Source organism: Paraglaciecola algarum, from assembly GCF_021532655.1.
GTDB lineage: Bacteria > Pseudomonadota > Gammaproteobacteria > Enterobacterales > Alteromonadaceae > Paraglaciecola > Paraglaciecola algarum.
Genome location: NZ_JAKGAS010000014.1, coordinates 74,039 through 99,812, shown reverse-complemented (window position 1 = coordinate 99,812; position 25,774 = coordinate 74,039). Strand labels below are relative to the sequence as shown.

Here is a 25,774-nt window from a genome sequence, read left to right as displayed (position 1 = left end):
TGGTCAACGTAAGCATACTAGTAATGATTAAACTCGTCTGTATCGCTGGTTTACAAAGGGTTTACTCAAGAAATGGTGCCCGGGGCCGGACTTGAACCGGCACGTCCTTACGAACGAGGGATTTTAAATCCCTTGTGTCTACCAATTTCACCACCCGGGCATCGGGGGTACTTACTCGAAAGAGTAAGCTGGTATTGCTTAGCGTTTATGGAGGCGGAACCCGGAGTCGAACCGAGATCCACGGATTTGCAATCCGCTGCATAGCCATTCTGCCATTCCGCCTTCGCTTTATTTATAAAACAAATTCGATTTGAATTACAAAATTTGGAGCGGGAAACGAGATTCGAACTCGCGACCCCAACCTTGGCAAGGTTGTGCTCTACCACTGAGCTATTCCCGCTTCGCAACAAGTTTTCTTGGTGATTTAAGACTAACGTTTTTGGCGTTTCGTCTTGCTCTCCTCAAACTGTGGGGGCATTCTACATCCAGAATCAGAAGTGTCAACAACAAAAAGTATCTTTTTGAACTGACTGGCTGAATTTTAAACCGAAAGCATTAAAAACACACAATTTGATTTTATTATGAGCGTTTAATTAGGCCTTTTTTAAATCTTTCCAAGCCGCTAAGGTGTATTCATACATAGACCAAAACGATAATATTGCGGCAAAATATAATAAACCATATCCTAGGCTGACCCAATAAATTGGGATCCCCATAAATACTTCTAATTCCGACAATAAACCAATTAAGGCTAACATCTGTGCCATGGTTTTGGCTTTCCCAGTAAAATTGACCTTAACTAAGTCTTGTTTACCTTGTTGGCTCATCCATTCACGCAAAGCTGATATATAAATTTCTCTAAACATCAAAAGTACAGCTGGAATGGTGATCCAAATACTCGCATACGTGTGCGTAATAAGAATGAGAGCCGCAGCTACAATTAATTTATCTGCCACGGGATCTAAAAACGCTCCAAACGCTGTGGTTTGATTTAGTTTTCTAGCTAAGTATCCATCAACCCAGTCGGTGATGGCGGCAAACCAAAAAATAAAAGCACCTGCTTGGTGGGCCCATTTCCAATCTAAAAAATACACCACAACAAATACTGGGATCAGCAAAACCCTGATCACGGTTATAATATTAGGAATTGTCCACATCGATTTTCTCAGTATTTTTTTGTAATTTTCGTAAACTCAATTTAGGGTATTAACCCATAACAAGCTTGTTTTTCAAAGCTTAATTATGAATATGTTCATATATTATATCTGCTAATTCACCACTTATGCCCGGTACCTTTGCAATTTCATCTTTGCTTGCTTGTAAAACACCATGTAATCCGCCCATGTATTTTAATAAGCTTTGACGGCGCTTGGCCCCTACTCCCGGTATGGATTGTAACTTGGATGTGGTTTTCTCTTTTTGTCTTCTTTGTCTATGACCTGTAATAGCAAACCTGTGTGATTCATCACGAATATGTTGAATAAGATGTAGCCCCGCATTATCAGCCTGCATAGGAATAGTCTGATGACTACCAGCCAAGATAAGGGTTTCTAAGCCAGCTTTACGGCTACTACCTTTAGCCACACCAATCAATATAGGCTTTTTGGCTTGTTTCCAATCTGCAAAATATTCCTCAGCTTGCGCTAATTGGCCTTTACCGCCATCAATAAATAAAATATCCGGAATTTTTGACTCGTCTTTTACATCTCGATAACGCCGAGCTAAAGCTTGGGCCATAGCAGCGTAATCATCGCCAGGGGTAATGCCTTCTATATTAAATTTTCGATAGTCTTGTTTGTAAGGGCCTTCTCGATTAAACACCACACATGAGGCTACAGTTTGCTGGCCGGAGGTATGGCTAATATCAAAACACTCCATGCGTTGAATAGGTTGTTCGAATTCTAATATTTTTTCTAATTCAAGATAACGGGCAAATACTGACTTTTGTTGATTCTGTTTTGATTCCAAGGCGGTTTCTGCATTGGTGTTAGCTAAATCTAAGTAACGGCGTTTTTCTTCTCTTACCCCTTTAAAAAACTGTATTTTTCGACCTGCCTCTTTCGTTAATAATGCTTCAATTGACGCTTGTTCTGTTAACTCACAAGGGATCACGATTTGTTGGGGTATGGTTTTATTGCCGGCTAAATAAAATTGTAAAATAAAAGATTGAAATACTTCTTGTGCAGAGGATTCACTAGGTACTTTAGGATAAAAACTTTTACTGCCAAGTAATTTGTTATCTCGAATAAACAAACCTTGAATACTGGCAATACCATTACGGTAAGCAAAACCAAACACGTCCATTTCTTGTTGCTCGCCACTCACCCATTGTTGTTCTTGCACTTTGTTTAGTGCGCCAATTTGGTCGCGATAACGGGCTGCCGATTCGAACTTTAATTCAGTACTGGCCTGTTCCATTTTTTCAATCAAAGAATCAATAACTTGTTTGTTTTTACCTTTTAAAAACAGCCTGGCTAACTGCACTTGTTGTGCGTAATCATCTTCAGAAATAAGCCCTTCAACGCATGGACCTGCACAACGTTGTAATTGATATTGTAAACATGGCCTGGTTCTAGCTCGGTAATAACTATCTTCGCATTGCCTAATAGGAAATAACTTTTGCATAGTATTCAGGCTTTCGCGCACCGCCCATGCACTAGGATAAGGGCCAAAGTATTCACCTTTTAGCTTCTTGGGGCCTCTGTGACTGCTTAATCTGGGATGAGTGTGTTCTGATAAAAATATAAACGGGTAACCCTTGTCGTCGCGTAATAAAACGTTGTATCTAGGCTTATATTTTTTGATGTAGTTGTTTTCAAGAATAAAAGCTTCGGTTTCGCTGTGGACAACCGTCACATCCATTTCAGCGATTTGTTTAACTAAAGTACGAGTTTTAGCACTATCAACTTTAGCTCTAAAATAACTAGAAACACGCTTTTTTAAATTTTTGGCTTTCCCTACATAAATCACTTCTTGTTTGTGATTGTACATACGGTAAACACCCGGTTGACTGGTAAGGTGTTTTAAAAATGATTGGTGATCAAAAGGTTCGGTAACACTCATTATTTATGATTAAACTATAACTGTTCTGAGTGGATCAACTTATGCCTTAAGGCCAAATGGGTTAGCTCAACATCTGTACTCACGTTAAGCTTGTCAAACATACGGTATCGATAGGTATTCACAGTCTTAGCACTGATGTTTAAGAACACCGCAATGTCAGGCACTTTGGCGCCTTTAGTCAACATTAAGGTAATTTCTAACTCTCGGTCAGACAAGGCTTCAAATGGATTACCTTCTTGTAAATTAAGTTGACCTATGGCGATTTGCTGAGCCAGGTCAGGAGAGATATATTTTTGTCCTGAATGTACTTTATAAATAGCGCGGATCATCTCTTCTGGGCCCGAGTCTTTGGTTAAGTATCCTGACGCGCCCATTTGCATGACTTTAGCCGGAATGGGGTTTTCTTTATAAACAGACAACACGATAACGCGGGTATCTTCTGAAAAGCGCAGTATTTGTTTGGTGGCTTCTAACCCTCCCATACCCGGCATATTCATATCCATTAAGACTAAATCTGGAGCATGTTTACGACACAGTTTCACAGCATCTTCACCGTTAGTTGCCTCTGCCACCACAGTAAAATCTTCAACGTCTTCTAGAATGCGTCTAACGCCTGTCCTTACCAATTCATGGTCATCAACAAGTAACAATCGGATCAAAATAAAACCTCATAAAAAATAGTATTAACTGTGCTTTTATCGATAAAAATGGGTACTTAACCTATTCCAACCATTAATAGTATCAACTAATCCTTGGCCAATATTAGTTGCAAAACAACGTTCAACCTGACAGCTAATTATCCATCTATCTTGGCATCGTTCCACAGGTTTAGGTTTATTTGCTTTACCACCACAGCGACATTTACTTAGCGTTGGCTTTTTTTGTATTTTTGACACGCGGGTCGATGTTTTACGTTTAAGCAACTTCATGGCATTAATGTAAACAATATAAATATTGCCTCAGCATAAATCATTCAAAGGTGATCCAAAAGCGAAACAATAAGGGTTGGGTTATTTTTGCACAGAATAATAGAGTTATTTTTAAGAAAGGCCAGAAATAACCTTTCTAGTGGTACTTATTCTCAAATTAACAATTAATCGAATGAGGTTTTGAGTGTGTCAAAACACTCTACCTTTTTGTCTAACACCATATCAGTTACGTTTTGGGCAAAGGTTTTAAAGTGTTGGGAATCTAGGTGGGCACTAAAATCTTGTTTATCTTGATAGATCTCATATAAAAAAATCAAACTCGATTTATTTTCATCTGCGCTTACATCAAACTGTAAACAGTTTTCTTCAAGGCTTATGGAATCCTCAGCTTGTTTAAGCATTAGAGGTAAAAATTCATTTAGTCGTTCAGGTTTTACGTCAAATTTTACGGTTACTAGGTACATAGATTTATCTCTTTATTATTTTTTGAACCGAGTGAGTAACGTGTTTATTTGTTCATCGGTCAATTTGTTGGCATCTAAATTTTGTAATAACAGAGCTAACTTACAACTTTCTTCAAGCTCCTCCATACCATAAACACAAGACTCAACGCTTTGCGCTGAAACAATCGGCCCATGATTAGCCATGATTATACCAGGGTGCTCTGCGGCAATTTCGCCCACAGCATTAGCTAATGCATCATCACCAGGCGCAAAATAAGGCACCATGGCAATCGGCCCTAAACGCATTGTTAAATAAGGGGTATAAGTCGGAACAATATTTGAAATGTCTTTAGCTGGAAGACAAGACAAAGCTGTGGCATAGGTTGAATGTAAATGAATAATACATCTATCATCTGGTCTTTTATCGTACATGGCTTTATGCAATCTAAACTCTTTAGACGGCGGCAAGCCTTTTAATAAAGTACCGTCTAAACTCACCACTGATAACTCGTCAGCTTGCAAAAAACCGAAACAGGTATTGGTGGGTGTCATCACCCAAGCATCAGCGATCCTGACACTCATATTTGCCGAGGCACCAGAGGTTAACCCACGATCAAAAATAGATTTTGCAAAGGTCACTATTTGTTGCTTTGCGTCTTGCTCTTCTAAGAACATGTTAGTTTCCTTTTTGCTTTAACAAAGAAATCTTGTTGCCCAAAATTACCAGATTTTAAGGCTAAGTTTATAGGTATTGCTCCCAAAGTAGTTACAATTGGTACACTGGGTACAATACTTTGGCCAATTTCAAACCCTTGAATATCAAGGGCTTTGACTACAGCACCTGAGGTCTCGCCCCCTGCCACAATAAAATTTCGTACCTTGTGTTGTTTTGCTATTTTAGCTAATTGACAGAAAGTATTTTCTACTAACTCAGCGGCCTCATTTTTACCTAATGTCTGATGCACCAAATTAACCGCCTCGGCATTTGCGCTGGCATATATTAATGGGCTAGCACTAATATTTTCAAGCATCCATTGGCTAATGCTATCCAGCGATTGTTCACCGTTGGCAATTTGTATTGGATTTAACTGCAATGCAGGATGATCGGTTTTATACTCAGTAACCTGCTGCTGAGTCATTGCAGAACAACTACCACTAAAGATCAGCACCGGAGAGTGACTTTGTTCACTTTGCTGTTTTTGAGGTTTAAGCACACCACCCAAGCGCTTAAACTCTTCGGCAAGATCAGTGGCTAAACCTGAGCCCCCAGTAATAAATTTAAATGCCTGAACACTATGAGAAATATTGACTAAGTGTTCGGTATTTAATGTATCCAATATAATATATTTAGATTGCTGACTCGCCTTTTCTAAGGCCTCAACTATGGCAGTTTCTCCACTATCAATAGTCGCAACGTTTATTATTTCTGCCTTACCATCGCCTTGGGCTTCAATTAACCGTTTAAGGTTTGAGTCTTTCATGGGCGTTAAAGGGTGATCTTTCATCGGACTTTCATGCAAAGGTTGACCATTAACGTATAAGTCACCTTTATAAACTGTTCGTCCATTAACCGGTAAAGCAGGACAAACTATAGTCGACTCGACATTTAACTTATCCATCAAGGCGTCAATTACCGGCCCAATATTACCTTGTTCGGTTGAGTCAAAAGTTGAGCAATACTTAAAAAAGAACTTCTGACAACCTTGTTCAATCAAATACTCTGTACTTAGTAGACTATCGCATATTGCTTCATTTACAGGACATGTACGCGATTTTAATGCAATGACCACGGCATCATAAGGCGACAAATCAAAAATTTCGTTAGTGTGGGGAACCTCATTTAACTGAATGGTTTTTAAGCCACTGGCCACTAAAAAACTAGCTAAATCGGTAGCACCAGTATAGTCATCGGCAATACAACCTAACCAAGGACCTAAAACTACTTTGTTATTCATTTTTCACCTAACAATACACATAGCATTAATAAACTTTATACTTTATATTTACAAGAATGAAAGATATTATATTACAATTAAACTGAAAATATAGAGAAAGTTAAACTAATATGACAAAAACAAATTTTACAATCACAGTTTTACCAGGCGATGGTATTGGTCATGAAATCACAGAAATATGCCTTGATTTACTCAATCAAGTCGTCAGCAAAGTAGGCGGCAATCAACTAGAATTCACTTCTTTTGCTGCTGGTGCTGCACACTATAAAGAAACGGGCATTTCTTTACCGGAAGAAGCTATGCAGCACGCCTTTAATAGTGACGCAACATTACTAGCCTGTATGGGATTACCCAGTATTCGTTATCCTGATGGGCGAGAAATAGCACCGCAACTAGAACTACGTGAAAAAATGGACTTATTTGCAGGCGTTCGTCCTGTTAAAACTATGCCAGGCTTACCGTTACCTTTAACCTCTGATGCGGCTAAAAATTTAGACTTTGTATTGATTAGAGAAAGTACAGAAGGGTTATTTGCTAGTCGTGAAACCTTTAAAATAGAAGGCGAAGGAGAGTCAGCAGCGGCTTACGACACCCAAAAAATAAGTTATCAAGGTTGTAAACGGGTATTTGACTTTGCGTTTGGTTTAGCCAAACAACGCAAACAACAAGGCTACCAAGGTAAGGTCACCTGTGTTGATAAAGCCAATGTATTAGGCTCTTTTTACTTTATGCGTCAAGTATTTGATGAAAGAGCCAAAAATCATACTGATATAACAGCCGAACACATATATGTAGATGCAGCGGCCTTGCAACTAGTCGCTAAACCGTGGCAGTTTGATGTATTAGTCACCGAAAACATGTTTGGCGATATTCTGTCTGACTTAGGTGCAGGCCTTATGGGCGGTATGGGTATGGCTCCCTCAGCAGATATTGGATTTGAAAAAGCTGTATTTCAGCCATGCCATGGCACCGCGCCAGATATTATTGGCCAAGGCAAAGCTAATCCAACCGCTATGTTTCTTTCTGGTGCAATGATGTTAGATTGGTTAGGGCATCAACATAATAATGTTCAATTAATTAAAGCTGCAAACTTGGTTAATAAAGCGGTGGAAAATGCATATGCCAGCGAAGAGTTATTGCCTTACGAACTAGGCGGAAACTCTGGAACAAAAGCTATCACTGATAAAGTATTTGCAGAGTTAGCCAAATTATAGATTTAATCTAACAGAAGGAATAATAATGAGAATAGTTACCTACCTTATAAGTTTAATAGTGTGCCTAGTGGCAGTGCAAGCAAATGCCAAACGCCCCTACCCCGTTCGCCCTATCACTAATACTGTTGTTTGGTCGGCCGGTGGCGGTACTGATTCTATTAATCGTATGTTGATGGCCGAAATGGCCAAGGAGCTTGATGTTAGAGTCAATGTGGTCAATAAAACAGGTGGTGTAGCTGGCTCAATAGGTATGAACTCTATATTAAGAAAAAGACCAGACGGCTATAACTTAGTCGGTATATCAAGCTCCAATTTGGTAGCAGCAGTAAACGGCGGTTGGCAACAAAGATTTGATGTATGGAGCCCCTTTATTGTAGGTAGCTCTCCTGACGTGGTTTCTGTTCCTTTTGATTCTCCTTATCAAACCTTAGATGAGCTAATAAAAGCGGCAAAATCCAAAGATATAAAAGCAGCTGCCGGCGGAATGGGTGGGATTCACCATATATATTTGTTAGAACTTGAAAAAGCTACAGGGGTTAAGTTTAAGTACATTCCATACCCAGGCTCTGCGCCAGCGCAAACGGCAACCATTACTAAAGAGGTGGATTTTGTGATCACCTCTATGGCCGAACAAGCACCTTTATTACGGGGTAAACGTTTACGTGCTTTAGCTATGTTGCATCCTCAAAGTTATACCTTAGATAGTGTAGGTGAAATCCCCACAGCTTTTGCAGCTTATCCATCACTTTCAGCTCGCTTACCTTTGAGTCAAGCTATTGGTTTTGCCATCAACAGTAAAGCGCCGGCAGATGTAAAGAACACTTTGACTAAAGCCTTTGATAAAGCCATGCACTCGGCCAAAGTCCAAGAGTGGGCTAAACAAAACCATTACGAATTGTCAGGGTTATCAGGTGAAAAAGCAGAACAAGAATTTGCACGATTAGAGTCTATCTTCACTTGGACGCTGGATGATTTAGGAGCAAATAAAATATCTCCTGCTAAATTTGGCATTGCAAAACCTTAATTAACCTTAACTAAATCAACAATAATAATAAGATTAATAATATGACCGACAACGCCTCTGGGCTCCCAATTAACCAGAACAATAACGATCAAAATAACGAGAAAGGTAACGGGAAAAATAACGAGCAAACTTATCGCCAGTACGACTTTAAGTTTGTCATTGCCCTACTCGTTATTCTGGCATATATACTTAAACTAACTTTGTCATTTCCTATGTCAGGAAGTTACGGCGGAGTCGAAAACCAGTGGTACGTTTCTCCAGCTTTATTCCCGTTAATACTATTAACTGCACTTTTTTTGTGTTGTATTTCATTATTAATGAGTTCCATTAAACAGCAAGGGCATCAACATTTTTTTAGCTTAGCTCATTGGCTTGGCAATAAAGATAATCAACAAGTCCGTGATCGCTGGTTAATTATCGGTTTATTAATTGGTTATGTTTATTTACTGATCCCAGCCACAGATTTTTATCTTGCCACAGCAGTGTTTGTCTGCTCGTTAACCAGTATATTTTATTTACAAATTGATCAGGCTAGACGCACAGTGATTGCCGCTAATATTTTATTGGCGGCTACCTTAGTTACAATTCGTAGCACACTGAATGAAGATCCATCCATTTCAATTTTAGATATTAATGATCTTGAAAATAGCATCCTGTATTGTGATTTGAGTACCGGTTTTACCCTTATATCTTTGGTGATATGGCAGGTTATATGCGGTAGTAAAATCGATAAACCTAGAGTCATGTATAACCTAATTGCCGTATTAATCGTCCCGTTGATATTAGTCATGGCATTTAGCTTTTTATTGTATGTACCTATGCCAGTTGAATACGGTAGTGTGATCAGCTTTCTAAACTGGTTAATTTACGAACAGTTAGGGATCTAGTAGTGATTGAACAGTTTTCGCAGTTTTTTAGCATTTTAATTGAGCTTGTTAGTACTCCTTCAAATTTAATTGTTTTATTTGTCGCTAGCTTTCTAGGTATTATTTTCGGCGCTATGCCTGGCTTAACCGCAACGTTAGGCGTGGCATTACTAACCGCTTTAACTTATGGTTTAGGCGCAGACACCGCCCTTCTCGCGCTATTAGGCTTATATGTTGGCGCCATTTATGGGGGTTCGTATCCCGCTATTTTAATTAATATCCCTGGTACCCCCGCAGCAGCAGCTACTGCTATGGATGGTTATCCGTTAACTCAAAAAGGATTAGCCGGCAAAGCTTTAGGGTTAACCACTACCGCTTCCTTTATTGGTACCATAATTGGACTATTATTTTTAGTTACCTTGTCACCGCTTATTGCTAGTCTCGCTTTACAATTTACCTCTTGGGAGTTTTTCCTATTAGCCCTGTTAGGCATAGTGTTAAGTGGTAGTTTAACCTCGCCAGATTTAGTCATAAAAGGTTGGATCACTGGATTGTTGGGATTGTTTTTAGCCACAGTGGGCCGAGACGCCTTACAGTTTTTCCCTCGTTACACCTTTGAGCAACCACAATTAGATGGTGGTTTAGAAATAGTACCAGTACTTATTGGTGCTTTTGGTATCCCCCAAGTTATTCGCGCCTTGACCACAAAAAACCAAACCACTCCACCTGCATTTGTGGGCAACATCATGCCTGAATTCAAAGCCATTAAACGCAATATCAAACATATATTTCGTTCGGCAACTATAGGTGTAGGCGTAGGAGCAGTGCCTGGTGTGGGCGAAGACATTGCAGGTTGGGTGTCATATTCAACGGCCAAAAAAACCAGTACTAAAGCACAACAAGCAGAGTTTGGTAAGGGCTCTGAAATAGCTATTGTATCATCCGAAACAGCTAATAATGCTTGTGTAGGTGGTGCACTAATTCCTTTATTAACTTTAGGTATTCCAGGCAGCCCACCCGCTGCTATGTTACTTGGCGCCTTGTTATTACACGGTATTACGCCTGGCCCTAGTATTGAAATTGACCACCCTAATTTTCTATTAGAAGTCACAGCCATTATGGTTTTAGCCTCCTTTGCAATGTGGGCAAATGGTTTGCTTATGGCTAAACAAGTATTGAAAGTATTACAACTGCCCACTGCATTATTTATTCCTGTAGTCGCCGTGTTATGTATCTTGGGTGCTTATGCCTTAAACCTAAATATGTTTAGCCTTTATTTGATGGTGCCTATTGGCATCATTGCTTTTGTATTAGGTGAAATGAAGTTCCCAATTTCACCTATGGTTATAGGACTAGTCTTAGGCGGCATGGCAGACGAAAGTTTACGCCGTGCGTTATTATTAAGTGAAGGCAGCTTTCTGCCCATTTTTGAACGACCCGTGGCGGTTATTTTGGTCATAGTGATGACCTTGTTTATCTTAGCGCAATTTAAGTGGTTCAAAGTTTTATTGGCTCGTCTAACAAGATTAAGAGTAAGGACAAACAGTGAGTAAACAATCTTTAAAAGTAGTGTGTTCTGGAACAGGGTACTTTAGTCAATTTCATTACGATGCGTGGACTAGGCTTAGTGAAGCAAACCTTGTTGGTGTATGCAACCGTACCAAAACCGCGGCCGATGAATTTGCTAAAAAGTATGATATTCCCCATAGCTCTGACGATTTAGAAAGCCTACTGATAGACACTAAACCAGATTTATTAGACATCATCACGCCCCCTGCCACCCACTTAAGTTCAGTCAAGATTGCGGCTAAATTGGGTATAGATGTGATTTGTCAAAAGCCCTTTGGTGAAACCTTAGAGGTGGCGCAGCAAATGGTTGAGATTGCCGAACAAGCTGACATTAAACTAATTGTGCATGAAAATTTTCGTTTTATGCCTTGGTTTAGAAAAATTAAACAAGTGCTCAACAGTGGCATGTTAGGTGAAGTCCTAAACGCCGAGTTTCGCTTGAGAACGGGTGATGGCCAAGGCCCAGAAGCCTATTTGTCTAGGCAACCCTATTTTCAAAAAATGCCTAAGTTTTTGATCCACGAAACAGCCATTCATTTTATCGATACCTTTCGTTTTTTATTTGGCGAACCTAAATCACTGTATGCAGATTTACGCCGCTGTAATCCCAATATCAAAGGTGAAGATTCAGGTATTATATTGTTTGAATTTGAAGATAATTTACGAGCTATTTTTGATGGTAATCGTTTATTAGACCACCCAACCAGCAACCCTAGACGTACTATGGGAGAACTAAACATAGCAGGTACCTGTGGCGAGTTAACCTTGGATGGTGAAGCTAAAATTTGGCATAGAAAATTTGGCGATGTCGACGCAAAAGAGATTAGTTACCCTATGCACGATCAAAACTTTGGTGGAGACTGTGTATTTAATACCATAGAACATATAGTTATATACTATCTAGCAGAAGGTCAGTTAGAAAATACAGGCGCAGAATATTTAACCAATATTCAATTAGAAGAAGCCGTTTACCAATCAGCCTCTGAGCAACGAAAAATACTATGTTAGCATTGTCAGATATTCAATTTTTCGCTAAAGATCTGGTTAGGCCTGAATGTATTTTAGCCACAGCTGATGGTGTGTTTTACACCGCCGATTTTAGAGGTGGCGTATGTAAAATAATGCCGAATGGCGAACAACAGCTTATTTTGCCTAAACAAAACGACCACTGCCCGCCACTCAAACCCAATGGTATTTGTTTATTAGAAAACGGAGACTTTCTAATTGCCCACTTAGGGGATGAAGTAGGTGGAATTTACCGGTTGACACAAGACGGAGAAGTATCGCCATTTGTCACTCATATTGATGGAGAACCTTTACCGCCATCTAACTTTATCTATTTGGATCACCAAGATCGTTTATGGTTAACCGTTAGTACTAGGCAACAACCTAGAGCCAAAGCTTACCGCTCAGACGTAAGCGACGGATTTGTTGCCTTAATTGAGTACGAAAGCGAATATGAAAACGGTGAGCCAATACCAAAGGGAACAGCAAAAGCAAAAATAGTAGCTGATAATATAGGGTATACCAATGAAGTGTATGTGACTGAGGATGGTCGCACTCTATATGTGAATGCGACATTCACTCGAGAAACCTTAAGTTTTGATATCACAGCTAACAATCAATTAATCAACCCAAATCTTGTAGCTAAATACGGTAAAGGGATCTTTCCTGATGGTTTGACTATGGATACCCAAGGGCACTTGTGGGTAACCAGTATTGTTAGCAATACTGTAATAAGGGTTAACCCTAGTACAGGCGAATCCCAAGTCATACTAGCGGATAATGATCCAGAACATATAGATTGGGTTGAAGAGGCATACAAGATCCATGCTATGGGCCGCCCTCACCTAGACAATGTAAAAAGCCACAAGCTTAAAAATGTTAGTTCTCTAGCATTTTATGGAAAGAACATGACTGACATAGCACTAGGTTGTTTACTCGGCGACTCAATCCCTACAATTAAAACCAACTTTTCAGGAGTAAAACCAGCTCACTGGAATTTATAGTCAAATTAATCAGCAACACTTAATTAACAAATAGTCATACTCTGAACTTATTAGTAGTATTTATTATTAGAATGATTCCAATCTTAGCGTTTTGCTTATTTACCCTCCAACCATAAATGAATATGTTTATTATGTACGCATAACAAAATACACCATCATTAACTTGACCAACTCGCTAAACCCTTAATAAGAAAAAGTCTAAAACTTCTGCTAAAACACATTATAAACAGCATAAAACCACGTAAAATCTACAGATACGTCACTAAAAATCACCACAGTTTTTCAGCAACATATTTTAAATATATTCAATTCAGGCAAATAATTAAACCTCGGTAAATAATTAAACCAACCCACTGCAAACTTGCATCTTAACCAAAAAATCAAGTAGTACTTAAATACAATAAACCCACTTTCAATCTTTACATATTTTTTACATAAGACTATTATGTGTAATGCATATACAAATTATGCTTTTTATAAACAAACACACGGAAATAAAATGAAAAATAAATTCAAACTAAAACCATTAGCATTGGCCATGCTACCGGCCTTACTAGGAAGTGGTATTAATTTAGCCCTAGCACAGGAAAGTTCAGACGAATCCCAAGTTGAAGTCATAGAAGTAAAAGGCTTTAAAGGGAGTCTACTACGCTCGCTTAATAACAAACGATCTAGTGACGCCATAAGCGACTCTATTTTTTCTGAAGATATAGGTAAATCTGCAGACCAAGATATAGGTGAAGCCTTACAACGTATTACTGGCGTATCCATTCAACGTGGTGGTGGTGTTGGCGATGGCGGCGACTCTACAACCGTTAGTGTGCGTGGTGCCAGCCCTGATTTAAACGTTATCAGTTTAAACGGGGTGACATTAACCAGTAGCTCTGAAAACCAAACAGTAGATTTAAGCGCATTTTCTTCAGATATATTGAACTCTATTGAAGTCTTAAAAACCGCCACGGCTGACCAAAATGAAGGAAGTTTAGGTGCAACTGTATCGTTAAAAACATTTCGTCCTTTAGACGCAAGTGAGGACAAACGAGTGGTAGAGCTTCAAGGCCGCCATAGTGATTTTGCTGACGAGCAAGATTATAAAATTTCAGGATCATTTTCTAAAAAATTCTTAGATGATACCTTAGGTGTTTATGTAACAGCATTTAGTGAAACTCAGGCTTATCGTCAAGACCGTTTTTTTGCTAATGGATATAAAACAATAACTTTTGACGACGCCTTCAATAAAAACACAGGGCAACCCATGGGCGGCCCAACTACAGGTCTTATAAATGACCAAAATGGTTATGCATTATCTACTAACCAGTTAAAGCGCAAAGGGTTTACCACAGCAGTACAATGGCTACCAACAGAAGAAACAGAAGTATTACTAAATATCACCATGTCAGACCAATATGTTGCTTATGATGAAGCAACATTTACCGTTATTGGCCCTAACGATAAATTTTTACCAGAGGATCCGATAGCAACAGGCGATGACCCTTGGGTAGTATTTAATCCCGACAATCAATTGTTTGAGAAAGTACTTAATCGGTACTCCCGTGGTCGTATTGCCCAACTAGAAAACGGAATTGAAACCACAAACCGAGTTTATAACCTTGATGTTAATCATTATTTTACAGACGATTTTAGCATGCAATTTCGAGCGGGTTATTCAAAAACAGTTGCAGATGATGACTATTACACCTACATAAATACTAATAACTTTGCGCACGTAAGTGATACTCAAACCGAAGGTTTAGCTGTTGGTGTTGTTGAACCAGTAGGTTACGACTGCACATCAGGAAAATGTTTGGCTCGCTTTGGTTCTGGTATAGTGGGTTATGGCCCTGATATTGACGGTGTACCTCAAACGGGTGCACCAGAAGAAAGTTCTTTAGATAATACTTCTACAACCATGTTCAATCCTGATGACTTAAATGGTATTCACCTGCAACAAGTGAACACTCGAGATCGTGATTTGAGCGATGAACAAAAACAGGTATTCTTAGATTTTGATTATGAAACAGATTGGGGCCCAATCACTAAAATTGAATTTGGGGCTAAATATCAAAAGCGTAACAAAGATGTGTTTAACCAAGGTAACTTCTTTGAAAATGCTGATGATGCGTGGGTAGAAGACGGACTACCTTCTCCTAGTTTAGGCGAAGGGGTTTCCTCTGTACGTTTAGATGAAGTCACTAGAGGGCAAACTAAACACGGTGATGATTTCTTAGCTATATTGGGTTACCCAAGAGATAACGCGACTGATGGTTGGTATACTATTGACGGTCAAAAAGCATTAAGTTTATTATTTACCACTCCTGATGTACGCAGAAGACCGGATTTATCTAATGACAGACAAGTTGAATTAGAGAATAAAGCACTCTATTTCAAAATGAACTTCTCATTATTAGATGATGACTTAACCGGTAACCTTGGTATTCGTTATGTTGAAAGCTCAGTAGACAGCATTGGTTATTCAGGTGTTAAACACAAAACTGGACAATTTGCTTCTGATTACAAACTATTACAAATAGCGGCTGATTCATCTTTAGCAGCTTGTACACCAGCACAGCTATTTGCTAATGGCGTTGACTATAATGAAGATGCTAATGGGGTTAGTGGGGCAAACCTTGCTGGTGCCTTAGATGACAATGGTAACTGGGGCCCAGCTCCAGGACAAAGTTGTTATGATGCAGATTGGAACTCGAGTCCTCTAGCTCGTTCGCGTTACTGGTACGCCCCTGGCTTAGGGCAGGATCCTGACCAGTATAAAGCTACAGGCTCAAATACCTACGACAACTGGTTACCTAGCATTAGCTTAAACTATCAATTAGATGACGAAACGGTATTACGTGCTGCAGCATCTACCACTATGGCACGTCCTAGAATTGACAGTTTAAAACCTAGCTACACCTTAAACTACCTGCTATGGAGTGGCGGAGACTCTGGCGGTACCATTAACAACCCGAATTTGGTTGCTTTAGAATCAAATAACTTTGACTTATCTTATGAGTGGTACTTTAACGATGGAGGCGCGTTAAGTGCAGCCATTTTCTACAAAGATATGACCAACTTTGAGGAAATAGCCACACGAAGTGAACACTGGATTGATTTACGTGATTTTACTCAAGAGCAATTAGAAGCGCTTGACCCTCTTGGTGAAGCCTTAATTCAACCGAATGCCGATGGTTCACCAAAAACAGTGTTTGAAGAACCAAACTGTATGCCTAACCTCCGTCATAGATGGGAGTCTAACGCCCTTGATTTGTCTACTCAATGTGACACTATTAACGTAAACGTAATACGAAATGGTAAAGGTGCTTCAATTCAAGGCTTGGAATTAGGCTATAACCAAAACTATGACTTTTTACCAGGTATATGGAGCGGTTTAGGTGTGGCAGCTAACTACACTTACTCAGACTCACAAACTGACGCAGAAATCATTGGATTTGATACACAGCTTTCTTCATTACCATTGGAAAACGTATCTAAACATCAATACAACCTTTCAACTTTCTGGGAGCAAGACGGTAATTTAATCCGTTTAGCTTATAATCACAGAAGTGACTCGTTATCACGTCGCTCTTACAAAAATGGAGCAATTTGGAATGAAGGAGGTGGATCTCTAGACTTGTCTGCAACATATAAGCTAAATGAAACATTCACGTTAACATTCAATGCAGTTAACCTAAACGAGCGTATATATAGACAATATTACACGAACTTAGTTGATGCGAATTTTGTACTTGAAGGCAATGCACTAGAAGGTGAAGCCAACAAGTCGAGAACAGTTCGTGAATGGGCGACAGGTGCGACATATAGATTAGCAATCAGAGCTTCTTTCTAAAAACATTTAGTTAGGTGTTCAATATAAGCCAACCTGTTTTTACAGGTTGGCTTTTTTTGCACTAAAAATCAACAATGGTTAATAGAAAGAAGTTAAGCGAAAACCTTACCTATAAGTTTCTAGGCGTTGGCAAAGAAAAGACAGTAGTTAGTATCGTCATAAGTTGTGTTGTACTCTGATCAAAATCTAAAACTATTCTCGGTCACGATTATTAGCACCACTTTTCTAACACACTTTGATTCAATTACCGCCCCTCACATTGAACGTTGTAAAAAACATTCACTCATTGATATTCTTTTACTGACTGTATGTGCTGTGCTTTTTGGCGCTCAAGGCTGGGAAGACATTGAAGGTTTTGGGCAACTAAAGCTTGATTGGTTGAAGCAATTCGGGACTTTCAAATATGGTATACCTAAACATGACACCATTGCTAGTGTCACTTTTCGGTTAAAAGAAGATGAATCAAGAATACGTAAAAAGCAGGGGCCACTCGTGTTTAATGTAATGCGAAAGATAGCGATGGGCTCTTTAAATAAGATACAACCAAGTCAGCCATTATGTTGTTAACAGGAACCTCTGGAATGACGTTAGGGATAGGCTTTACATTTCCCGTCATGGCTGAAAATTTGATTCTTAGCCAACAATCCCAATGCATTATGAACGCAGTGAATGCCTTATGCGAAGCACGTGCTTTTGATCTACCCGTGGCTCAAGTCTAGCCAATTTTGTGGTGAATTAGTAGGTTAATTGGCATACGACCGCCATTGACACCAAAAGGTAGTGTAACGCATTGAGCCGTTACCAAGATGGCAATAAACGAAGTGCATGCTTTTAATAAACAACTCACATTAATACCCAAAAAGTGCCTAATCCAATTGAGCTTAAACCTAATAGCTGAGTCAATCGGTTAGCTAAATTAGCTCCTACATGTTTTATATGGACCTGATATGAACCAAAAACCAAGCCAAAGCAAAACATGCCGAATAAACATCCTAATGAAAATATACTTATATGTAACAGAAACTGTGTCTCTAGCATATTAGGTAATAACGCTAATAGTGGAGCGCTACCGGCAACACCATGCAACATCCCAATGAATAAAGGGGCATGATCATGGGTATTGGGTTTGAGTTGTTTATTAGGGGGTTGCTTAAAACTAAAAATATCTTTCTTGTGTAGTAAGAGTAATAATTTAGCGCCTAAATAGATTAACAGCACACCTACTAGCATTTCTGCATAATAGGTAAACCAGCTAGGTAACTTATAGCCAATAAAAGCCAGAAGTAAGCCTAGACATAACAATATACCGCCATGACCCAATCCCCATTTAAACGCGTAGGTTAATATATGTTTTCGTTTAGATTGCTGATCTGAGAAGGTCGCCATAGCCATAATATGATCTACATCAAAGGCATGTATCACACCAAACATCATCCCTAGGGCCACCACATTTAAAATATTATCTTCCACTGCCCTTCCCTCAATCTACAGAAAATTGATTAATAATTTTAATTGCCGCATTTGCTGCACCAAAACCATTATCAATATTGACGGTCAAAATCCCCGGCGAACATGAGCCCAATGCGCTGTCTAATGCCAATTTACCTTCGCTGGATACGCCGTAACCAACTGAGGTAGGCACCGCAATAATGGGCGCTCTGACTAAACCGGCTAACACACTAAAAAGTGCCCCTTCCATACCTGCTAAGGCAATGATTATTTTGTACTCACGGATCTCATCTATTTTTTCCATTATACGCCACAAACCAGCCACTCCTAAATCGGAAAAAATGGGAGCTTGATATCCATTAAAGGCCAATGTGCGTTGTGCTTCGGCTGCAATGGCCAAATCAGAGGTACCAGCAGTCACAATACACACCTGCTTTTTGCTTGATAGTTCACATGAAAAGTTGAGTAATGCCGTAGCAGAACATTGGTCGTAGTCCATCTGCGTTTGCAATTCAGAGGGTAAAGCTAGCCATTGCTCAACGGATAAACGAGTGAAAAGCACAGGGCTTTCGCTTGTTAAATTAAAACGAATAATATCTTGTAAATCAGCATGACTTTTATGGGAACAAAACACGGCTTCGGCTACACCTGTGCGTGATTTTCGATCTTTATCCCAAACAAAATTATTCATGAGTGATGCCATTTAGAAATGCTGAGCCTTTTTGATAAACCTTCAATCCTGAAAAAATTCTACCTTGCTCGGCACAAAAGTGACCTAATATCTCAGACAGTTTTTCTGATGTTATTTGTTCAGGTAGTTGATCTAACTCGATAAAAATACCTTGATGAGAAATACGGCAGCGGATCTTCTTAAAAGAAGGTAGCTGTTGGCGAACTTGTTCTTCAACACGATCAATAAAAATCATGTCATCTGATTTAATTGTTATGCCAGTTTCAACTCGACTAGCCAAGCAGGGTTGCCCGGGAAGAGAATGTAGTTGGGATAAACCATAAGACTTTGCTATGGCATAAATCTCATCTTTATTAATGCCAACTTCAACGTAGGGGTGTTTTACATTTTGCTCAACTGCGGCTTCTAATCCTGGTCTTACGTCACCTAAATCATCCATGTTAGTACCAGAAAATACAGCCCCTTTAGTATGTTGACCAATGCGAGTATACAAATTACTTTTACAGTAGTAACAACGGTTTACCGGATTATTAATATAATTTTCGTCATCGAATTCTTTGGCATCGATGATCAACATATCCCAGCCATATTGCTGGGCATGAGCCTTCACTCTTTCGAGTGCGCTAATTGGCACAGCAGGAGAATAAGCATGAACAATCTTTACTTGTGCAGTAGAAAACCGATGAGCAATATAGGCAAGTAACATGCTGTCTATGCCACCACTCACAGCGATAGAACACTGTGAAAATTTGTCTAAATAAGCAACCAACTGATCTACTTTATGTGTATTCACGACTGCCCCTGTTTTTTAGCTGTTTCAACTTTATATTTTACAGCCCTGCGTTGACTCAATGTTTCTAAGGAGGTTAATGCATCATGTTCAATTTTTTGTGTCTGTTGTCCTTTGGGACGCAACACACTTTTAAAAGCGTACTCTTGATGTTTGTGCTGTGTTCTGGGTAAATAACGTCGCGTTTCAAAACGATACCTTAGGCCAATGGTCGTGGTTTGTAAAAAACACTCATCCATTACATTTTTATAGTATTGGCTGGAGGCCAAAATACGGATCACGTCTACCGCTCGGTTTTTTTTACCTCTCGCCGTTAGTACCGTTACATCAATCACACCTTGGTGTGATCTTAGTAAATCAAGAGATAAAGCCGTTTCTTCACCTGTCATATCATCAATATCAAATTCAATAATAACCACTGTATCTTGCTGGCTATTTTGGTCGCCTCCTTGATGGCCACTTTGTGTATCAAAGTGCATAGCTCGCAAAATATTCGGCATGCCAGGAAATATTTTGCTGCCCAATCCATATCCTGTCGCTAGTAACATTCCTTGAACAGAAGGGATTAACAACTGATGATTATGCAAGTATCTGAGTATCGCGGCCCCCGTTGGGGTAATGCGTTCACCTTTAATATTGTCATCAAAAAACTCGAAACCAAGCAAAATTTCTGCAGTGGCAGGAGCTGGAACAGGGATAAGACCATGCTGTGTATTGACTAAACCGCCGCCAATAGGCAACTTTGAGGTACTCCAACTACTAGAGGATAAAGCATTAAGAATAACGGCTGCAGCCACTACATCCATCAAGGAGTCCCAATCGGCTAACTCATGAAAATGCACATCATCGAGGGTTTTATTGTGGATCTTTGCTTCTGCCTTGCCAATAATTGTCAGTAGCTCTGTCGCTGCACTAATCACATCAGTATTTAACTCACTATCTGCAATTAACTGACACAAATATCGGTAAGTTGTTGTAGGGCTATGCTCATGGTTTTTCATGTGCTCATGGCTGTTTAAGTGCTCATGGCTGTTTACATGTTCATGTTCATGCTGGTGTTGAGGTGAGTGTTGATGCCCACCTTCAAGTTTAGAATTAGATGACCCTACTTTATGGCTGTGATTAGTTTCATTCAACTTCAAAGAAAACGTCTTGCCACTCACCCCTGAATTTATACCTGCTAATACTTCTGCCGCGCCAATAGAGGTAGGGACGACGCATGCAACAGCTAATTGGACGGGTGATTGCAAATCCTCAAAGGTGTCTAACATGGCACTGATAAACATGTCGCCAGCAATACCACCCACTATGTCTAAATGTATATGAGAATTTCCAACTTTAGTTTTCATTTTATCAATCAACTATGTTTACTGAGATGGGCTACTCAGGTGAGCGATTTAAATTAATGTTAATAACAGACAAAGAAAAAGTACTTGTGGGGTTTAAGACCAACAGTACTTTATTTTTGCTTAATACGGATTGGTATAAGTGACTCAGTGTTAGGTTTTACACTGTTTGAATGTCTACTTTCCTGCCCATAACTTTTAAATTATCAGTAATGATATCTTTTGTATGCATTTCAGAAACACAAGCTGATAAGTTGGGGTTTTGTAAAGCCCACAGATAAGCTTTGGAAAATTTAGACATGCCTTGTTCGGGAATAGCGGTGTTTAATTTTTCGAGGCGCCATTCTGGCTGATCCTTTAGCCACAGTAACTTAGCTACTTTCATAGCTACCATACCTATTCCCGCTTCTTTGGCTTTGAACATAAGATTTTCTAGGGCAGCATGATTGGCAATATTGTAGGCAAACATAGTGATATCGTAATAATCTACCTCGATAGCTTTTGCCAAATGCCCTGCCACATCGTTATGAAAGGAAACGGCTGAAGCGCTAATCAAACCTTTTTGTTTAAATTCTGCCAATACTTCTTGAAGCACTTCATCGTCCATCATTTCGGGCATAGCGATACCATGGGGGCAATGTAATACGTCTAGATGATCGGTTTGTAAACGTCTAAGTGAATCTTCGAGTAATTTGTAGGCGTGCTGCTTAATTTTAGCTCGCCACTCAGATTTAAAACCATACTCTTGAAGCATCAAATGCCGATAATAAGTCTTTGGGAATTGCGCTTCTTGACCAGTAAAATAATTCATATGGTAACCCGGCTTCATTACCGAACGCTGCTCAATCATGGCATTAGCTTTTTTAAGCAAAGCGTCTTTTTTACCTTGGGGTAAGCCTTTTTCGATATCTCGAATGACTCTGTCTATATACCCATAATAAAAACTTAACTTAGTCGATAAGAAGACTTTGTCTCTATTACCTGACTTTTTAAGATAATTACCTATTGTCGCCTCGACTTGTCCATTGCTATATGCCGGCGCCGTATCTATGTAATTAATGCCTTGATCAATCCCATAGTCTATTACTCCATCGTAAGAGTCGTCAGTAAAAGGGAATGTGCCAAGTACTATCTCAGAAGCCATCATGCCGGTCCTGCCCATCATGCGATAAGTAACACCATCTTGTTTATTACGCCAAATTGGCTTGATTTTATCTAGAGATTTTGTGATTTTTGGCGTACTTGTTCCTGCCAATAAACTGGGTGCTAAAGTCAGCCCTATTGAAGCAGCAGCTGTACCTTTAAAGAAATCTCTTCGAGAATTTGTTGGCTTAGTCATTCAATCGCTCCCATTGACTCAATTATTGCACATTGTGTAATGCATATTGTATACTATGTGTAATCTAGAATAAATAGCACTTTTTTTAAATTACTCATAGCACCGTATTTTACCACTATACGAATTAAACTAGCTCGATAATATGGAATACTCATAAATGAAGAATAGTAAAAAACATCCGTTTGTTCACCACCGTTTTAGTGGGATTTTGTTATCCCTAACCTTATTGTTATTCACAATCGCAACCAATGCAAAAGACACCGACGATTATAACTTGACAGCAGCTATGCAGCCGGTCGCGCAAGAAAATATTTTTCATGATGATGAATATTTCAACTGGGGTTCAACCATTGTTAAAGGCAAGGATGGAAAATATCATTTGTTTTACGACCAAATGCCTAAAAAGCATGGTTTTTATTCTTGGTTAACCGATGGCATTGTATCTCGTGCTGTTTCTGATAGCCCAACAGGGCCGTGGACAAAAGTTCAAGAAGTTATGGGTGGTAGAGGCGATGGTTATTGGGATCAATACACAGTGCATTGTACTAAAGTGTATGAATTTGACGGCAAATATTACCTTTATTATATGTCGACAAATTCAGGTATTACGGACTTAACGAAAGAGCAACTTCAAGAAGCCCGCAGTTCTGATTGGGAGCCTGGTAATCTGAGAAATATGCTACGGTTAAATCAACGTATTGGGGTGGCGGTTGCTGATAATATTGAAGGACCGTGGAAACGCTTTGATAGACCCGTATTTGAACCTCAATTACCCATTGCAAATCAGTCAAATAACGTCACGGTGACTAAGCGCCCTGAAGGTGACTATTTAATGGTTATTCGCGGAGATCAACCGGATCAAAAACCGAATGAGATTATCCGAATGCAGGCTGCGTTATTAGCAGACAACCCTCTAGGCCCTTGGAAAATGCAACCTAAGCCTGTGGTAATTAATTATAATTCAGAAGATCCGGAAGTTTGGTATGACGCCCAGCGTAAGCGTTATTATAACTTGTATCATGCATTTGGTTATATGGGCATGTTAACCTCAACCGACGGTTTAAATTGGGAAAGAGCCAAACATTATAAAGTGGCTGATAAAGAGTATGTCACCACAACAGGGAAAACCGTGGAAGTTCATCGCTATGAGCGAATGGGCATATATTCTGAAAACGGTAAACCGCTGGTAATGACAGCAGGAATATTTTTGAAGAACGGTGATACTCATTCGTTATTCATTCCGCTCAAACAATAACGTTTTTTAAATAATGTAATGATTAAACACCTTCATTATGAAGGTGTTTGTGTTTGTATTATTCACTAGGTTCACTAAACAAGATTTCGTCATTTATGTGCTACGCACACTGTGCATGAGCTGCGCAGTCAAAGCTTTCACTTAGTTCACCGCACTCTCTATAACTGCGTACTGCGTTACCCTACCTTCGACCATCCTTGGTGCTCGCATGTAGCTATTTCCAGGTAGTTTGAAGGGCCTTATTTCGTGTGATGTTGGGGTGACTACGCCGATAACTGTCGGTAATTGTTGAGTTTCTCAAGGTTGTGCAGCAAACAGAACAAGTGCCATTGGCCTTGCACTTTCCTTTTACCTCGTAGGCTAAATCTGTTGAGCTTTTTGTTGGTCACACTATTACCGAACATGGGTTACCGAACATGACCTCGACCATAGACATGTCGTGCCTGTAAATTTGTTGCCTTTCAGACTATCAACTCTATGCTACAAATTTGGGACGCTACAAACATAAAAAGCCAACTAGGCACGTTGCCTAGCTGGCTTCTTAAAACTGGTTTTATGGCTATGGGTGCTGTAAAACCACACCGCGCCATCTGCCACGTGCAAAGGCTGTTATATCACCTTCTGGGATTTTACCATTAGTCACAGCGTTAGATTTTACGGTAATTTCGTCACCCTTTTTAAGCTCTATTAAACCTAAATCAAATACCGCTTCTTTATAATCTAGATTGGTTTCAGGGTTCTTAAAGTCACCAATTAGTTTTCCATTTAACAAGACTTTATATTCAGACTCACCATCTAATTCAGTTAACGTCACTAACTTCATGTTAAATGACTGTGGTTTAGGTTTTTTGTGAATATAACTAGCCGAAATGAATTTATTTCTTAATTCTGGCTTACCTGCATTAATGGCTAAAACACCCCGGCCTTTATCAAAATAATAACTATCCGCAGTGCCATTTTCGAAATTAAAACTGTCTTTAGAATTTAAGATATATGCGTAATTATCAATATCTTTATAAACTTTCTTTTCTTCTAATTTAGGTGTTTGGTAAAAAGTTTCAGCCGGGCCAAGGCCTTCTGGCGTATAACTTTGATCTTTACTTAAAATAATTTTATCCAGCTCTGCACCGTCTTCGCGCATTGACAGCATAAGTGTATGTTGCCCCGCTTTTTCTACATCAAGCCAGAGAGTTTTTGGGGTACCGCAATGATTTTCCGGCACTCTTTGTTGAGAAGACCATGTCCACTGGTGTTTGCCTTGACAGAACTGTAACCGTTGAGATTTTTCTTGCCACACACCGTCTAAGCCAAAATGAAATCCATTATCTTCAGGTCCAGTACTAAACGCCCTGCCCCAAATAATGTAACGACCTGGCTCACTAAAATATACTGGATAAGTTAAAACAGCCATAACCCCAGGGGTAGGCATAAAGTTTTCACCTGGAATGAGTTTTTCATCATGATTGGTTCGATTGTCTGGCAAAATTTCTATATAACTATTACCACTAGCGCCTGCAGAATGAGGAGTATCAGGATCGGCATATAAGCCAGGCTCACTTGCCGTTCCATTTTCGTCAAAAATTAACCAACGTCTTTTATCTGACAAGACTTGCGTAGAAAAATTTTCTGCTTCAATAACCACTAAACCGTTTTTTTCAGCATAATTTTTATTTACCGTTACCACTTCTTTTTCAATTTCAATTTGCTGTTTAGTATTGGCACAGCTCACCGTCAAAATACTTAATCCAATCAAACTTAAAGGCAATAATTTCATTTAGTTAATCTCGCTTATATTGTTTAAAGAATATTTACGGCGCACGTGCCGCCAAACATACGTATATTATAATACATTTAGAAATTAAATTTACACATAATATTAATAAATTGTAAATGAAATGCGAACTAGGAGTGAAGTAGTGAGGAATAGATACTAAGCAGAGTAATTCAATACTTAACTATGAATAGCTTGAATTGCTCTACTTATTTCA

Annotated in this window: 23 protein-coding genes, 3 tRNA genes and 1 pseudogene; 10 read left to right on the top strand and 17 right to left on the bottom strand. The window is 39.3% G+C overall.

The features are described 5' to 3' along the window. Window positions 1–73: 73 nt before the first annotated feature. The 10 genes from L0668_RS18655 to otnK form a co-directional block, all read right to left on the bottom strand. Window positions 74–160: transfer RNA gene (locus L0668_RS18655), tRNA-Leu, on the bottom strand. A 48-nt stretch (window positions 161–208) separates the two neighbouring features. Continuing rightward, a tRNA-Cys gene (locus tag L0668_RS18650) sits at window positions 209–282 on the bottom strand. Window positions 283–325: 43 nt separating this feature from the next. Beyond that, window positions 326–400 (bottom strand) — tRNA-Gly (locus L0668_RS18645). 193 nt (window positions 401–593) lie between these two features. Continuing rightward, a complete protein-coding gene (gene pgsA / locus L0668_RS18640; protein ID WP_235314240.1) occupies window positions 594–1,157 on the bottom strand; it encodes a CDP-diacylglycerol--glycerol-3-phosphate 3-phosphatidyltransferase in 564 nt (187 codons plus the stop codon). Between the two features lie 79 nt (window positions 1,158–1,236). Further along, window positions 1,237–3,063 carry an excinuclease ABC subunit UvrC gene (gene uvrC / locus L0668_RS18635; protein WP_235314239.1) on the bottom strand — a complete coding sequence of 609 codons (1,827 nt, stop codon included), beginning with the start codon at window positions 3,061–3,063 and terminating at the stop codon, window positions 1,237–1,239. A gap of 14 nt (window positions 3,064–3,077) precedes the next feature. Continuing rightward, window positions 3,078–3,722: a UvrY/SirA/GacA family response regulator transcription factor gene (gene uvrY, locus L0668_RS18630; RefSeq protein WP_235314238.1), complete on the bottom strand. Its 645-nt coding sequence runs from the start codon at window positions 3,720–3,722 to the stop codon at window positions 3,078–3,080. Between the two features lie 36 nt (window positions 3,723–3,758). Continuing rightward, window positions 3,759–3,992 (bottom strand): hypothetical protein, encoded by a 234-nt coding sequence (locus L0668_RS18625; protein WP_235314237.1) that lies wholly within the window; start codon window positions 3,990–3,992, stop codon window positions 3,759–3,761. Window positions 3,993–4,156: 164 nt separating this feature from the next. Beyond that, entirely contained in the window at window positions 4,157–4,456 is a 300-nt protein-coding gene (locus L0668_RS18620; RefSeq protein WP_235314236.1) for a putative quinol monooxygenase, read from the bottom strand. A gap of 15 nt (window positions 4,457–4,471) precedes the next feature. Then, window positions 4,472–5,110, bottom strand: coding sequence for a class II aldolase/adducin family protein (locus L0668_RS18615; RefSeq protein WP_235314235.1), 639 nt, complete (start codon window positions 5,108–5,110; stop codon window positions 4,472–4,474). Further along, window positions 5,101–6,390, bottom strand: a complete 1,290-nt coding sequence (gene otnK, locus L0668_RS18610) for a 3-oxo-tetronate kinase (protein ID WP_235314234.1) — start codon at window positions 6,388–6,390, stop codon at window positions 5,101–5,103. Before otnK ends, L0668_RS18615 begins: the two co-directional genes overlap by 10 nt. Before the next feature lie 110 nt (window positions 6,391–6,500). Here otnK and L0668_RS18605 point away from each other — a divergent pair, with 110 nt between their 5' ends. The 9 genes and pseudogenes from L0668_RS18605 to L0668_RS18565 all read left to right on the top strand — a co-directional run bounded on the left by L0668_RS18605 (window position 6,501) and on the right by L0668_RS18565 (window position 17,635). Continuing rightward, entirely contained in the window at window positions 6,501–7,604 is a 1,104-nt protein-coding gene (locus L0668_RS18605; protein WP_235314233.1) for an isocitrate/isopropylmalate dehydrogenase family protein, read from the top strand. 25 nt (window positions 7,605–7,629) lie between these two features. After that, window positions 7,630–8,628, top strand: a complete 999-nt coding sequence (locus L0668_RS18600) for a Bug family tripartite tricarboxylate transporter substrate binding protein (protein WP_235314232.1) — start codon at window positions 7,630–7,632, stop codon at window positions 8,626–8,628. A 41-nt stretch (window positions 8,629–8,669) separates the two neighbouring features. Continuing rightward, window positions 8,670–9,515, top strand: coding sequence for a tripartite tricarboxylate transporter TctB family protein (locus tag L0668_RS18595; RefSeq protein WP_235314231.1), 846 nt, complete (start codon window positions 8,670–8,672; stop codon window positions 9,513–9,515). Window positions 9,516–9,517: 2 nt separating this feature from the next. Then, window positions 9,518–11,047, top strand: a complete 1,530-nt coding sequence (locus tag L0668_RS18590) for a tripartite tricarboxylate transporter permease (RefSeq protein WP_235314230.1) — start codon at window positions 9,518–9,520, stop codon at window positions 11,045–11,047. After that, a complete protein-coding gene (locus L0668_RS20960; RefSeq protein ID WP_235314229.1) occupies window positions 11,040–12,071 on the top strand; it encodes a Gfo/Idh/MocA family protein in 1,032 nt (343 codons plus the stop codon). The genes L0668_RS18590 and L0668_RS20960 overlap by 8 nt, the downstream gene beginning before the upstream one ends. Beyond that, window positions 12,065–13,072 carry an SMP-30/gluconolactonase/LRE family protein gene (locus L0668_RS18580; protein WP_235314228.1) on the top strand — a complete coding sequence of 336 codons (1,008 nt, stop codon included), beginning with the start codon at window positions 12,065–12,067 and terminating at the stop codon, window positions 13,070–13,072. The genes L0668_RS20960 and L0668_RS18580 overlap by 7 nt, the downstream gene beginning before the upstream one ends. 499 nt (window positions 13,073–13,571) lie before the next feature. Further along, complete coding sequence (locus L0668_RS18575) at window positions 13,572–16,916, top strand: TonB-dependent receptor (protein ID WP_235314227.1); 3,345 nt, start codon at window positions 13,572–13,574, stop codon at window positions 16,914–16,916. A 210-nt stretch (window positions 16,917–17,126) separates the two neighbouring features. Next, window positions 17,127–17,378: pseudogene (locus tag L0668_RS18570) on the top strand (transposase family protein); the annotation flags it as partial. Window positions 17,379–17,497: 119 nt separating this feature from the next. Further along, window positions 17,498–17,635: a hypothetical protein gene (locus L0668_RS18565; protein WP_235314226.1), complete on the top strand. Its 138-nt coding sequence runs from the start codon at window positions 17,498–17,500 to the stop codon at window positions 17,633–17,635. Between the two features lie 124 nt (window positions 17,636–17,759). Here the strand turns inward: L0668_RS18565 and L0668_RS18560 are convergent, their stop codons facing one another. From L0668_RS18560 to L0668_RS18540, 5 genes are all read right to left on the bottom strand, one after another. Next, entirely contained in the window at window positions 17,760–18,386 is a 627-nt protein-coding gene (locus L0668_RS18560; RefSeq protein WP_235314225.1) for a hypothetical protein, read from the bottom strand. 10 nt (window positions 18,387–18,396) lie between these two features. After that, window positions 18,397–19,056 carry a nickel pincer cofactor biosynthesis protein LarB gene (gene larB, locus L0668_RS18555; RefSeq protein WP_235314224.1) on the bottom strand — a complete coding sequence of 220 codons (660 nt, stop codon included), beginning with the start codon at window positions 19,054–19,056 and terminating at the stop codon, window positions 18,397–18,399. Further along, a complete protein-coding gene (gene larE / locus L0668_RS18550; RefSeq protein ID WP_235314223.1) occupies window positions 19,049–19,849 on the bottom strand; it encodes an ATP-dependent sacrificial sulfur transferase LarE in 801 nt (266 codons plus the stop codon). Before larE ends, larB begins: the two co-directional genes overlap by 8 nt. Beyond that, window positions 19,846–21,195, bottom strand: coding sequence for a nickel pincer cofactor biosynthesis protein LarC (gene larC / locus L0668_RS18545; RefSeq protein WP_235314222.1), 1,350 nt, complete (start codon window positions 21,193–21,195; stop codon window positions 19,846–19,848). The genes larE and larC overlap by 4 nt, the downstream gene beginning before the upstream one ends. A 157-nt stretch (window positions 21,196–21,352) precedes the next feature. After that, window positions 21,353–22,531: an aldo/keto reductase gene (locus tag L0668_RS18540; RefSeq protein WP_235314221.1), complete on the bottom strand. Its 1,179-nt coding sequence runs from the start codon at window positions 22,529–22,531 to the stop codon at window positions 21,353–21,355. Between the two features lie 157 nt (window positions 22,532–22,688). Here L0668_RS18540 and L0668_RS18535 point away from each other — a divergent pair, with 157 nt between their 5' ends. Further along, the gene (locus tag L0668_RS18535) at window positions 22,689–23,786 is read left to right on the top strand and encodes a glycoside hydrolase family protein (protein WP_235314220.1); all 1,098 of its coding nucleotides are present in this window, start codon (window positions 22,689–22,691) and stop codon (window positions 23,784–23,786) included. A gap of 263 nt (window positions 23,787–24,049) precedes the next feature. On the opposite strand, the gene L0668_RS18530 is transcribed toward L0668_RS18535, so the two are convergent. Both L0668_RS18530 and L0668_RS18525 read right to left on the bottom strand, forming a co-directional pair. Then, complete coding sequence (locus L0668_RS18530; protein WP_235314219.1) at window positions 24,050–24,190, bottom strand: transposase; 141 nt, start codon at window positions 24,188–24,190, stop codon at window positions 24,050–24,052. Between the two features lie 155 nt (window positions 24,191–24,345). Continuing rightward, window positions 24,346–25,560, bottom strand: a complete 1,215-nt coding sequence (locus tag L0668_RS18525; protein WP_235314218.1) for a hypothetical protein — start codon at window positions 25,558–25,560, stop codon at window positions 24,346–24,348. Window positions 25,561–25,774: the final 214 nt, after the last annotated feature.